This is a genomic window from Microcoleus sp. Aus8_D2 (assembly GCF_036702665.1).
Lineage (GTDB): Bacteria > Cyanobacteriota > Cyanobacteriia > Cyanobacteriales > Microcoleaceae > Microcoleus.
Genome location: NZ_JAUBUN010000003.1, coordinates 144,300 through 156,735, shown reverse-complemented (window position 1 = coordinate 156,735; position 12,436 = coordinate 144,300). Strand labels below are relative to the sequence as shown.

General features: G+C 44.9%; 10 protein-coding genes. 3 read left to right on the top strand and 7 right to left on the bottom strand.

Going from position 1 to position 12,436, the window contains the following annotated elements:
* Positions 1-130: 130 nt before the first annotated feature.
* On the bottom strand, positions 131-2,062 hold the full coding sequence (locus tag QUB64_RS03815) for a sensor histidine kinase (RefSeq protein ID WP_333267665.1): 1,932 nt from the start codon (positions 2,060-2,062) through the stop codon (positions 131-133).
* Between the two features lie 660 nt (positions 2,063-2,722).
* Between QUB64_RS03815 and QUB64_RS03810 the strand changes: the two genes are divergently transcribed.
* Entirely contained in the window at positions 2,723-4,354 is a 1,632-nt protein-coding gene (locus tag QUB64_RS03810) for a YcjF family protein (RefSeq protein WP_333267663.1), read from the top strand.
* A 404-nt stretch (positions 4,355-4,758) separates the two neighbouring features.
* Here QUB64_RS03810 and QUB64_RS03805 read toward each other — a convergent pair whose 3' ends face one another.
* The gene (locus QUB64_RS03805) at positions 4,759-5,892 is read right to left on the bottom strand and encodes an adenylate/guanylate cyclase domain-containing protein (protein ID WP_333267661.1); all 1,134 of its coding nucleotides are present in this window, start codon (positions 5,890-5,892) and stop codon (positions 4,759-4,761) included.
* 253 nt (positions 5,893-6,145) lie between these two features.
* Positions 6,146-6,295, bottom strand: a complete 150-nt coding sequence (locus QUB64_RS03800; RefSeq protein ID WP_333267659.1) for a hypothetical protein — start codon at positions 6,293-6,295, stop codon at positions 6,146-6,148.
* Between the two features lie 289 nt (positions 6,296-6,584).
* Here QUB64_RS03800 and QUB64_RS03795 point away from each other — a divergent pair, with 289 nt between their 5' ends.
* On the top strand, positions 6,585-7,514 hold the full coding sequence (locus QUB64_RS03795) for a phosphoribulokinase (RefSeq protein WP_333267657.1): 930 nt from the start codon (positions 6,585-6,587) through the stop codon (positions 7,512-7,514).
* 146 nt (positions 7,515-7,660) lie between these two features.
* Here the strand turns inward: QUB64_RS03795 and QUB64_RS03790 are convergent, their stop codons facing one another.
* On the bottom strand, positions 7,661-8,176 hold the full coding sequence (locus QUB64_RS03790) for an ARC6/PARC6 family protein (RefSeq protein WP_333267655.1): 516 nt from the start codon (positions 8,174-8,176) through the stop codon (positions 7,661-7,663).
* Positions 8,177-8,366: 190 nt separating this feature from the next.
* Positions 8,367-8,582: a hypothetical protein gene (locus tag QUB64_RS03785; protein WP_333267653.1), complete on the bottom strand. Its 216-nt coding sequence runs from the start codon at positions 8,580-8,582 to the stop codon at positions 8,367-8,369.
* Between the two features lie 281 nt (positions 8,583-8,863).
* Here QUB64_RS03785 and QUB64_RS03780 point away from each other — a divergent pair, with 281 nt between their 5' ends.
* Positions 8,864-9,844 carry an ABC transporter ATP-binding protein gene (locus QUB64_RS03780; protein WP_333267800.1) on the top strand — a complete coding sequence of 327 codons (981 nt, stop codon included), beginning with the start codon at positions 8,864-8,866 and terminating at the stop codon, positions 9,842-9,844.
* A gap of 555 nt (positions 9,845-10,399) precedes the next feature.
* Here the strand turns inward: QUB64_RS03780 and QUB64_RS03775 are convergent.
* Together QUB64_RS03775 and QUB64_RS03770 are read right to left on the bottom strand one after the other, a co-directional pair.
* Positions 10,400-11,098 (bottom strand): hypothetical protein, encoded by a 699-nt coding sequence (locus QUB64_RS03775; RefSeq protein ID WP_333267651.1) that lies wholly within the window; start codon positions 11,096-11,098, stop codon positions 10,400-10,402.
* The gene (locus QUB64_RS03770) at positions 11,099-12,064 is read right to left on the bottom strand and encodes an ATP-binding protein (RefSeq protein ID WP_333267649.1); all 966 of its coding nucleotides are present in this window, start codon (positions 12,062-12,064) and stop codon (positions 11,099-11,101) included.
* Positions 12,065-12,436: the final 372 nt, after the last annotated feature.

Sequence of the window (12,436 nt, the reverse complement as noted above, 5' to 3'; positions counted from 1 at the left end):
ATTGCTCAACTTTAAATTATAGCAAAGCCTGTTTTTCAAGATTACCGAAAATAGTTGTGATTTGGGTATTTTCACTCATCGAGCCACGTAGCCACAGCGAATCAAGAAGCAATATAAAAACTGATAATTTTTAAGTTTTTACAGTTCCTCTCACCTCAGACTTGGTTGGTGCGTTCCCGTTGGAGAGGGAATTATAATCGCGAGGAGTTGGGAGTTTTAACAGCGAATTGGGCTTTAAATCCTCATGTTTAATCGGCAGGGCGATCGCAAATTCCGTCCCCGTTCCCATCTGGGACCAACAATTAATCGTCCCGCCGTGTTTCTTGACGATAATTTCGCGGCCGATTGCCAATCCCAAACCAGTACCTACACCTCTCGGTTTAGTAGTAAAGAATGTTTCAAACATTTTTGCTTGACTCGCCGCAGGTATTCCCGTTCCGTTATCGGAAATTCGCACTACCACTGACTCGTCGTCCAAGTATTCTGTAGCAATCACAATCCTCGGCGAAAAACTCGGTGCTTCCTGCTTGATTGACTGCGAACCCGATTGTTTTATCGCCTCATCAGAGCGGGTTTTCTCAATTTTTGCTTGCTCTTCTACAGCATCTATTGCATTGTTCAGAACGTTGAAAAACACTTGGTAAAGCAAACCCATATAGCCTTCAACAGTCGGAATATTCCCGTAATTGCGCACCACTTCAATGCCCTGTTTGATCCGGCTGTTGAGAATCAGCAAACTGCTGTCTATGCAGGCGTGCAGATCGACCGAATGAGGCACCGTATCGTCGAGGCGAGAAAAATCTTTCAAACTTAAGATAATAGATTTGGCTCTTTCAGCACCCACTTGCATTGAGTCAAATATTTTCATCACATCTTTTTTGAGAAAATCCATGTCTATGTCTTCGGCTTTTTCCTTCACTGCGGCAGGTGGCTTGGGGATTTCTGTTTCGTAAGTTTTGAGCAAATCTAAAATATCTTGAACATGATTTCTCGCCGGAGCGATATTGCCATAGATAAAATTGATTGGGTTGTTAACTTCGTGAGCAACCCCGGCCAACATCCGCCCCAAAGTTGCCATTTTTTCATTTTGAAGTATCTGCCTTTCTTGTTCTAATTTCAATTCTTCTAGCAAGTAATTTACTTTCAGAATCAGTTGATTCATCGAAGCAGCTAATACTCCCACTTCATCGGTGCTGGTAACTGGTACTTGCAACTGAAAATTAGACTCTTGGGTGACTCGCTGAGCGATATTGGTTGCAGCGGCGATGGGTTTGGCGATCGCCCGACTGGTGTAGCTCGCCAGCAGTGCTGCAACTACGATCGACAGTGCCATGCTACCAATAATGATTTGTAGGCGCAGCGCCTGCGCTCGCAGCAGGGCTTCCCGCGCTGCATCTTCTTGCAATGCGGCGCGATCGATAATTTCTGCTAAATCATTGACCGCCCTATCTAGTTGCAACCCAATTTGATCTCGCTCGAAATTCGACAGCAACTTGCGTTTTACACTTGTTTGAGCGCGGTTGGCTGGCAAATTACTGATTTCTTCATTAACTATTTCTAGCTGCATAATGTAATTAGACAGCAGCGAATCGTAAGTTTTTATAAAATCTGGAAATCCGGCAATCTTTTTTTTACCTTTGTGACTTTGAACTTCAGATAGCGACAACTTCAAACTGTAGATATTGTTTTGTAGCTGTTGGTATTGGTTGTCAAATATTTCGGGTCGGTCGAGCCTGTCTATCAGCCGCTCTTGGCTGTTTTGCGTCCGCAGTAAAGCCACCTGCAAATTATTTAAAAGCCGACTTTCTCGATCGATGTGTACTTGATTGTTAGTTCTGCGATAGTAATGATTCCCCGCCAGCATCCCGACAGTCGTTCCCCCAATCGCAACACAAAGAGCCAGTGCGTAGCCGCGGCAGATTTTGTCGCTAATACTGAGGTTGCCGAAGGAACGGGCTATTTGAGCGAAATAATTGGGCTGTGCTGGCTGGCTCTCTTTGATGTGATGCTCGCAAGAGGTAGGGATCTCTTGTGAAGGCTGGTTCAGATTTTTGAGCTGCATAGATGTGAACCTGTGAATAATTCACGCACTGAGAATTAAGTCTAACTTAACTCACGGCTGATTTGAGAGTACCGCATCTATACTTAATGTGATATTTCTTTGTAATTAGGACTCTCCCCCTCGCCCCTCAGCAACCCGGTTTCTCGTTTCCGCTTTCGGAGCTTCCAGGACGCACTTATAGGATTTTAGATTTTCCATTTTTAGATTTTAGATAGGGAATAACTGATTCCGTAAGGGTTTGGAACACGGGCAAAACAGTTGCATTCTTTTGGGAAACAGGTATGACGTTAAAAAACCGTGTTTTTACGTACTTAATATGATATTGTTTTTTTATAAAACAATATTGCTCGACTCGCGATCGAATAAATCACCGCATAAATAATTAGGTGTAAATAAACCGCCAAAGACTTTGGGGCGGGTAGAGTGCAGCACTAAACTGCCTGAAGTAGCTACAATTGCAGACTCAGGCGCGATCCTCTTCGAGGGCTTCGCTAACGCACTTGTCCGTCTGGCACCCAAACCCGCTTTCATCGCCCCCTACCGACAAGCAGCATCGGGATTTGCTGGCTAAGCAGTACGATCGTCGCGTGCTTCATCAGTTCCGAGTTCTCATGAAAATGTAAAAATCAAAGCATAGCCCTTTTATTTGCCGCTCCCCTCATGCCTTTGCCGCGCCTGTTAACATTAATTGCCGCTTTCTGCCTCACCCTGGGGCTGATTATTGGGCTGGTGAGTTCCTTAACAGGGCTTTACAGTCAAGTTGCGTGGTCTGCTTCTCCGCTGCTGGCTAATTTGCTGATTTTGCTGATAATTGTACTTTTGGGAACGCTAATTTTTGCGTTGTTTTACTATTTTAGGCTGCTGCAACGCCCTGGAAAAGTTAAGGGAAAACAGGCGATTAATCCCAAGGTTCCTGTTGTAAAAAGTGAAGCTGCTTCGGAAAATCTCAAAGCAATTAGGCAGCAAGTCGATCGCATTCAAGATGAAGTAGCGCGGCAAGCTTTGCTGTTGAGAGCCCGCGAAATAGAAGCTAGCATGGCTCGCGGCAGCGTTAGAGTAGTTGTTTTCGGTACCGGTTCTGCGGGCAAAACTTCCGCTGTGAATGCGCTGGTGGGGCGGATGGCGGGACAGGTGGGCGCGCCGATGGGCACTACCGAAGTAGGAGAAACTTACACTCTGAAATTAAAAGGAGTCGATCGAGAATTAGCAATTACTGACACCCCAGGCATCTTGGAAGCGGGAGTAGCGGGGACTTACAGAGAGGAATTGGCGCGGCAGTTGGCTGCCCGGGCTGATTTGATATTATTTGTTTTGGACGGCGATTTGCGGAAATCTGAGTACGAACCGCTGCGGACTTTGGCCCAAATTGGCAAAAGGTCGATCGTGGTTTTTAATAAAGTTGACCTTTATCCCGACAGCGACAGAGACGAAATTATCGATCGACTGCGGCAGCGAGTTAAAGGTTTTGTATCAGCAATGGATGTCGTTGCAATTAGCGCCAATCCGCAAAAAGTTGTACTAGAAAGCGGCACAATTTTTCAGCCAGACCCGGATATTATGCCATTAATTCGGCGCATCGCAGCAATTTTGCGAGCCGAAGGCGAAGACTTAATTGCTGATAATATTTTGCTGCAATCCCAGCACTTGGGAGACCAAGCGCGCAAATTAATTGACGCTCAAAGGAGGCGCGCCGCTGATAAAGTAGTAGAGCGATTTCAGTGGATCGGAGCCGGAGTAATTGCCGTCACGCCTTTGCCAGTTGTGGATTTACTGGCGACGGCAGCAGTTAACGCTCAAATGGTAGTAGAAATTGCCAAGATTTACGGTTGCGAATTAAATATCGATCGCGCGAAAGAATTGGCATTGTCTCTCGCCAAAACCCTAGCAAGTTTGGGAATAGTTGAAGGCGTAATTCAAGTAGTGTCGAGGGCGTTGCAGTTAAGTGTAGCTGGGTTTGTACTTGGCAAAGCAATTCAAGCAGTCAGCGCCGCTTATTTAACCAGAATTGCCGGAAAAAGTTTTATTGAATATTTCCGACACGATCAAGATTGGGGCGACGGCGGCATTGCCGAAGTCGTGCAAAGGCAGTTTCAGTTAAATCGGAAAGATGAGTTTGTCAAAGCTTTTGTCAAAAATGCGATCGCCCGGGTTGTCGAACCTCTGAACATTTATCAGCAAGAAGAATCGGAACCAGAATTAGAAATGCCAGCAGAATTGGAACCAGAACCATTGTACCAGCAACCGGACGATGATTGGGAAACTCACAGCAACAAGCACAAACATGAATGGTAATTAGTCATTAGTCAGTGGTCATTTGTCATTAGTTAACAGTCAATAGTCATTAGTAGGGTGCGTCTAAGAAAGAAAATCTCCAATAAAACAGCGAAAACCGAGCGCGCGACGCACCTGATACCAATCGCAATATTTGGGCGCTTGGTGCGTCGCGACTAGATTGTCGATTTGCTCCAAATATCGTCTGCAAGCCACACACCCTACGGCATCTAATGACTACTGGCGATTGGCGATTCTCAATTGCCAATGATATCAAGTCGGGTCAAGCGATCGCAATATTTGGGCGCTTGGTGCGTCGCTACTAGATTGTCGATTTGCTCCAAATATCGTCTGCAAGCCACACACCCTACGGCATCTAATGACTAATGACCACTGACAAATGACAAATGACCAATGACAAATGACTAATTTCGCCCCAACAACAAATAAGCCATCATTTCTCCTTTACCTTTAATCTCAACAGCACCGCGCATTTTAAACGAAAATTTATCTTTCAAACGCTCGTAAACCGCAGCAGTTACCTGAATTTCCCCCGGAATACCGTTTGATTCCATCCGGTGAGCAACATTCACGGTATCCCCCCACAAATCGTAACTAAATTTAGTTAAACCAATGACTCCCGCCACCACCGCACCTATATTTATCCCAATGCGCAGACTAAAGCTTTGATTGTTTTTGACATTGAAGCTAGCGAGAGCAGCTTGCATATCTAGTGCCATTTGGGCGATCGCCGAAGCGTGATTTTCCTGCGGTTCCGGCAAACCGCCGACTACCATGTAAGCATCGCCAATAGTTTTGATTTTCTCTAAACCGTGTTTTAACGATAACTGGTCAAATTGACTAAAAATTTGATTGAGAACTTTCACCGTTTCGGCTGCATTTTTTTGAGATGCAAACTTCGTAAATCCCACCAAATCGGCGAATAAAACGCTAACATCCGAAAAGCTGTCTGCAATTATGTTTTGTCCTTCCTGCAATCGTTCGGCAATCGGTTTAGGCAAAATATTTAAGAGCAATTCTTCTATTTCTTCTTTCTGAAATTTGGTTGTTTCCAACAGCAACCGCGTTTCAATTTCTGCCTGTTCCCGAAAAGCGATTTCCCGCTGCAATATCTTATTTTTCTCCGTAAGTTGCAGTTCGAGTTCCTTCAGCCGCAATTGATTTTCAACTCTAGCCACCACCTCTACGGCTTCAAAAGGTTTAGTAATGTAGTCCACCCCGCCAGCATTAAAGCCTTTCAGCTTATTAGAAATTTCTACCAAAGCAGTCAGAAAAATAATCGGAATGCCACGAGTGCGATCGCTCGCTTTCAAGCAACTGCAAACTTCATAGCCATCGAGCCCGGGCATCATAATATCCAGCAAAATCAAGTCAGGCTGAGTCAAATTGACAGAATCGAGCGCCAGTTGGCCGTTAGACGCAAGTCGTACTTCATAGCCTTTCCTCGATAAGATCCGCTCCAGTAACGCTAAATTGTTAAGATTGTCGTCAACAATTAAAATACTGCCCCTAAATTTTTGAGAATATGCTTGATTCATCAGCTTGCTATGGGCTTATACCATTTCAGATTTTAGATGTTAGATAGACTTAGATGATTAGAACGATTTTAGATGAGGCATGACTTAGTGGATAGGGGTGTGGTATTAGTTAAACTTAAGATTTGTTGATATTTATAACTTACGCACAGGTGCGTCGAAATCGGGTTTATTCACGAAGATGCTTCATTGCAGCAGGTCAGAAAGAGTAAAAAGAACTGGTTTCTGAGGGCGGGAGTACATCCTAAACTCAAATTTATCCTAATTTGTCAGGCACAGCGAAAGCTTTGGTTAAAACTTCATATTGCGGGTAAATTCGATCGCCCTCCGTGTCGATTGGCTGCCCGTTTTGAAACCCAAAATATCCCATCACTCCCACCGCTGGTGCTATTTGCACTACACTCATAGACGATCGGGACACTTGGTGGGGCTAATTTTCCCTAAATTCTGAGTAGAGCCGGATTTAAAAGTGCGATCGACTTCGCGGGCGATCGAGAAATGGGCGTGATTTTTTCATCAGATGCTCTCTGAGTCTCCGATGCCGCATTTTATTAAGAAATAATACAATAATTTTACTGATTGGGGAGGCTCCGGGGGAGCAAGTCAAACCATGCGACTAGCGATCGGATCGAACCTAATTTTGATAAGATTTAAGATTAACCAAAAATTTGCTATTGTCCGTCGGGGTAAAAACAATGAGCGATCGACCAATAATTCTCGGTATTGTCGGAGACAGCGCAGCGGGCAAAACCACCCTGACACGGGGAATTGCCCAAGTATTGGGGCCAGAAAATGTCACTGTGATTTGTACAGACGACTATCATAGGTACGACAGAAAGCAGCGGGCCAAAATCGGGCTCACAGCACTGCATCCCGACTGCAATTACCTCGACATCATGCAGCAGCACCTCAGTCTGCTCCGCACGGGCCAAGCAATTCTCAAACCCATTTACAACCACCATTCAGGTACATTCGACCCGCCAGAATACATCAAACCAAGTAAGTTTGTAATAGTTGAAGGTTTGCTTGGTTACTCAACCAGAACCATCCGCGATTCTTACGACGTAAAAGTGTATCTTGCTCCCCCAGAAGAGTTGCGAACTCAGTGGAAAGTTAAGCGCGATATTATGAAGCGCGGTTATACTGAAGAACAGGTACTTGCCGAAATGGAAAAGCGGGAACCGGATTCCGAAGATTATATTCGCCCCCAGCGCAAATTTGCCGACGTTGTAGTTAGTTTTTACCCGCCAGAAGCCGATAAAGAATCAAATTTGAGCGTCCGTTTAGTCTTGAGACCGACAATTCCTCACCCTGATTTTACTGAGATTTTAGGTAGAGGCAGCGATAATTTGCAACCTGCAATTCGCCTAGGACTCGATCGCGATATGGGCAAACCAGTTGACGTTTTAGAAGTAGATTCCCACGCTACGGGCGAACAAGTAAACGAACTAGAAAAGATTTTGTGCAACGAAATGCCCCACCTGCGGGGATTTTGTAGTGCCCAAGGCAACCCGGAAATTGGTAAACTAATCGGCACAACTGGCGAAGTTTTGCAAAGTTATCCACTAGCTTTGACGCAGTTGCTAGTTGCATATCACATGATGAAAGCAATTCATGTTTATTAATTGAAAAGACTCGGCGGTTGAAACCGATCCTATACAAGCGAAGTCCATCTTCACGGACTAAATAGCAGTAAGGTGCAGATTGTGCACCTTACAAATAGAGTTTGTGTGTAGTATTTAGCGCGCACCTGAAGAGAGGCGGTAGCTGACTATTGACTCATAACTTGGGAATCGGCGATTTTCCAAATGCCGTCCCAATACTCTAAACTGTAGCGAACTAACTTGGTGTTAAAAGTGCTACTATCGACTTTGCCGTTGCGGTAAAGGGTAGCATCTTCGGTGATTTTGACTTCAATGGTGGCTTTGTTTCCCGATGCTGCAAAGCGTTCGACGGATTCAAGTTTTTGGACGCCGTACCGGTAGTGAGAGTTGCTGGTTGTCAAATAGTCGATCGCCTTTACGGTATCGCCATACAGAATACCTGTAGTCATTTTAGCCAACAATTGGCGATCGAACGGAGCAGCAAATATTCTCGGCTTCGCATCAAGCCACTTACTAATTAAATCCGATGCTTGTCCGAGAGTAATATTTTCGCTTTGACTGATATAATTTACGCAATCATTGGTAGCTAGCCGTTGTGTGGCGCAAGCAGCAAAATTTTGCGATTTCGCGGGCGCAGCAAACAACAAAGGAGTTACGATTGCGACTAGCGCGATAGATTTCATATCTCAATTCCTCCATTCCTCAATCATCATAAATTCTCTCGATCGCATTTCGCTAATTACCGTTCGTAGTGCGGACTTCAGTCCGCTCTTCTGCGGACTGAAGTCCGCACTACGAACGAATTTTACTACGGTTAATCGATCTAACTCGATCTACATAATTTACTGACGAAATTGCGGAATTTGATTGAGATTATTTTTGTAATAATTGAGGAGTAATGCTCAGTGAGGGCAAAGTCTGACGAACAGCAGCCAATTGCTGAACTTGCAGCGATACTGGTAACTGACTTTGAGGTGCGGGAACCATTTCGCCTCGAAAGTCGAGGAGGGTGACGAGCAGCAGATAGCCAAGTGCTAATACTATAGAAAATACGCCGGTGATAATAGCAATAATTTTTGAACGTTCCATATTCAGCAATAATTAAGTGCAGCTCATATTAGTTTAACATTAAAAAGAGCCATTATGACTAAACTTATGCAATAGAATATAATCCAGTACGGTTCAGATAACACTGTTTATTGCCCGGATATCCCCCTAAATCCCCCTTAATAAGGGGGAATTTGAGAATACTCTTGTCCCCCCCTTTTTCAAGGGGAGTAGGGGTCGAGTAGGGGGCAAGCTAAGGGGGGATCGGACTTAACCCAAGCGTATTAGAATATAATCAGGTGCTACTTATTTATATGACGAAAATGGAACCTGTTATAGATGCGCCAACTCCCACCCAGATGCCCGGGGCTACCCCAGTGGTGGAAACATTCGATCTGGGGAAGTTCTACCGTACTGGCTTCTGGATGAACGAAAAGATTGAATCGCTCAAAAGTTGTACTCTGACTGTTTCTGAGGGGGAAACTTTCGGGCTGTTAGGGCAGAATGGAGCGGGAAAAACTACGCTGCTGAAGACTTTGCTGGGGATAGTGCGGCCGACTTCTGGGAGGGCGCTGTTGTTGGGGAGGCCTTTGGGCGATCGCACTGTGAAGCAACGAGTCGGCTATTTGCCAGAAAATCCCTATTTTTACGATTATCTCACGGGCTGGGAATTTTTGCAATTTGCGGCGGGCTTATTTCAAATCCCCCCCTCGATTCAGCGGCAGCGAATTCCGCATTTACTAGATTTAGTTGGGCTATCTCAATCGGCGGCAATAAAAAAACAGTTGCGCCAGTATTCTAAGGGAATGCTGCAACGCATCGGCATGGCTCAAGCTTTAATTAACAATCCCGATGTGGTATTTTTGGATGAGCCGATGTCGGGTTTAGATCCGATGGGGCGCTATCAGATGCGGGAGATAATTTTATCGCTGAAAAATCAAGGAAAAACGATTTTTTTTAATTCGCACGTACTCTCGGATGTGGAGAAGATTTGCGATCGGGTGGCAATTTTGGCTCGCGGTGAGTTAATCTGTGTTGGTGCGATCGATGAACTTTTGGGTAATACTAAAACTTACCGAGTTCAAGGTAAGGGTGGCCATTTGAATATTCTGCAAAAATGGATCCCGGATATGGAAGTTGATAATGATTTGTGGCACGGTCATTTGCAGGGGAATCCGAAGGAGTTTATGGCTAATTTGAGCGCGATGGGAGGGCAGCTAATTGGGATGAATTTGGCTAAGCCTTCTTTGGAAGAGTTTTTTATGCAGCAACTGCAAGAAAGAGGGATTTATTCGAGCAGTTGAAGTAGGGAAACGGCACTGCCGTGTCCGGCACTGGGATTGTGGACACGGCAATGTCGTACATTTTTATTTATGGTGAGGTATGGCTTCATAAAAAAACATCCCAAAATCTTGTAGGGGCGGGTTCACCAATGATTTCAACTAGGACAAACAGATTCATAAACCCGCCCCCACTCCACGATAATACCGGGGCGGGTTTATAGGATTTATTGTTTTTTTCAAATACCTTGGTGAACCCGCCCCTACGGGAATTACGTCTAGATTAAATATCACTATTCAATTGGTGTCAACAACCAGGCTAAAACCATTTGTATATCTCGTTTACCGCCGAGGCCTGATCCCCCTAAATCCCCCTTAAGAAGGGGGACTTTGAGAATACTATTGTTTCCGGCGCGGGGATTATGAACACGGCAACTAACTGGTTCCCAGGCTCCTGCCTGGGAACCTATATCCAGAGGCTCTGCCTCGCTTGTAAAAATGGAAATGGAGGCAGAGCCTCCGGATCTGCGTTACCAGGCCAGAGCCTGGTAACGAGTAGATAGATTTAATTCAACTCTATTAAACATCACTATCCTGCGGCAAATATTCTGTAAGATTTTGCACATCAGCCAACAATGGTAACTGAGGATGACTGCAAATCTGCTCTTGACAATTCCACACTCTCAGATATTCATCAACTCCAGAAATAGCCGTCGCTGCTGCATCCAAATCCCCAGCTTGACACCCATGATAATGTGCTCTCATCAACGGCTTAATATCCTCGATATCTTGCCATTCAGATTCAGGTTTGAGGGGAATGCTGATAAAATAGCGGTAAGCTTGGCGGTGTGCGGTGCGAAAGTTTTCGGGATTTTGATTCAACAGGCGAGATCCCTTTTCACGCACTAACGGATGCAACTGGTAAGACGATCGCTGAAAATCATAATACAGCAATTGTCGGCGTTTGAGAGCGAGGATAATATTTTCTTTGAGTTCGTACCTGCTAACTTCTGGCATTTGAGCGGCTATTCCCGCAAAATTCAGCGGATATTCTCCGGTTTGATAGACAGAAATTCGGCTCAAGCAAGTTCGCTCCATGTCGCTAAGACGGACTATCATTTCATCGAGCAGACTCTCAATCGGTCGAATTAGCAACCAGTCTCTATCTTGCAAGAATTTGCTGACATTGCCTTGATATTCGCTGTCATCGCGAATCAATGAGGCTACCAGTTGCAAAGCTTCGGGATGTCCTTGATAGCGCTGGGCAAGTTCGGTCAATTATTCAATTGTAGCGATTAAATTAAATGATGTCAATAGGGCAACAGCGCCATTTTTTGTAAGTCCATCGAGCGTCATTTCGCGAGTAATTGTGGGCGGCAATTCTGCTAAGGTTTCGCGGCTGATAAGTACGATCTTACTTTGATGTGCTGTTTCTATAAGTAGTTTGAATAACCAAGCGTATTCGGATTGGGTTTCGGAAAAATATCCGGCTGTTTCGGCTCGCCCAAATTGCAAAATCGTTTCTAGGCGATCGCACACAATTAAGCAGGGTTTACTTTTGAGCAATTTTAGCAGTTTTTCGATCTTTTGGAATGAGTGCACTGGGGCGGCAGTTGGTGTATTTTCGATCGGAAAAGTTGTATCTACGGAGGAAAGTGCAGATAGGAGGGAATCGAGAAACCAATCAAATTGAGGTGCTTGGTTTTTGACAAATTCCAAAGATTGCCAAGCGACGGCGACAAAGGGATTGTTTTCTGTTTGAAGTTGGCGGATGAGTTGACTGATCAGGGTTGTTTTGCCGATTCCGGGTAAGCCGACAAGGGCGATCGCCTTTGGGGGTGGATTTCGGTTGTCGAGGTTGAGTAGCAGGGTTTTGAGGGTGTTGAGGTGGGATGTGCGATCGAGCCAATTCCAGACTGGGGGTATGTTGTCGGGAAGTGCGAATGTGCGATCGGTTTGGGTGTCTAGGGCGATATCTGCGATCGCTGCGGCTAATAGTAATTCTGTTTGTTTGATATCATTGCGCTCAATAATATCTTCCCAGTTATTGATTCCTACAACTTTGCAAATATCGATAAATGTTTCGCGTCGAATTCGGTTTTGCGCCCAAAATCGCTTTAAAGTCGCTTTTGAAGTTAGAGCCGCTTTGCACCAGGTATCTTCACTTTTATTCCATCCGAGATTGCGTCGCACTATATCAATAATTTTCAATCCTTCTTCGGATGCTCTGAGCAAACCTGCCATTTTTACTCCTTTACCATAATTTTGCCCCAATGGAATTATAGATTACATCGGAGAGCCGAAAGATGAGCCAAATGAGCTAAATGAGCTAAATGAGCCGTTTATGCTGAGCCAAAAAGTGAGCCATTAAACGTAGACAGATTCAGGAATCCAGAGTAATTTCAAATGATGAGTCCTGTTTGGGGCTACAGATCTAAGTTTTAGGGTGCGGATTGGCGATCGGGCGATTCCCTACGGGATAGCTCCGCTTCACGGCTGTTGGAGCAATGTAAAGTTTTGTTACAAAAATTGGGCGATTTGCATAAAAAAAGTGCATCTGCCCTGAGAGATATATAGGAAGGCTTGCAAGGCGGGCTTTCCTGGTTTTCACGCAAC

Bases quoted from the DNA above. Each gene is read 5' to 3' on its own strand.
- QUB64_RS03815 (WP_333267665.1), bottom strand. From the start codon at position 2,062: ATGCAGCTCAAAAATCTGAACCAGCCTTCACAAGAGATCCCTACCTCT.
- QUB64_RS03810 (WP_333267663.1), top strand. From the start codon at position 2,723: ATGCCTTTGCCGCGCCTGTTAACATTAATTGCCGCTTTCTGCCTCACC.
- QUB64_RS03805 (WP_333267661.1), bottom strand. From the start codon at position 5,892: ATGAATCAAGCATATTCTCAAAAATTTAGGGGCAGTATTTTAATTGTT.
- QUB64_RS03800 (WP_333267659.1), bottom strand. From the start codon at position 6,295: ATGAGTGTAGTGCAAATAGCACCAGCGGTGGGAGTGATGGGATATTTT.
- QUB64_RS03795 (WP_333267657.1), top strand. From the start codon at position 6,585: ATGAGCGATCGACCAATAATTCTCGGTATTGTCGGAGACAGCGCAGCG.
- QUB64_RS03790 (WP_333267655.1), bottom strand. From the start codon at position 8,176: ATGAAATCTATCGCGCTAGTCGCAATCGTAACTCCTTTGTTGTTTGCT.
- QUB64_RS03785 (WP_333267653.1), bottom strand. From the start codon at position 8,582: ATGGAACGTTCAAAAATTATTGCTATTATCACCGGCGTATTTTCTATA.
- QUB64_RS03780 (WP_333267800.1), top strand. From the start codon at position 8,864: ATGGAACCTGTTATAGATGCGCCAACTCCCACCCAGATGCCCGGGGCT.
- QUB64_RS03770 (WP_333267649.1), bottom strand. From the start codon at position 12,064: ATGGCAGGTTTGCTCAGAGCATCCGAAGAAGGATTGAAAATTATTGAT.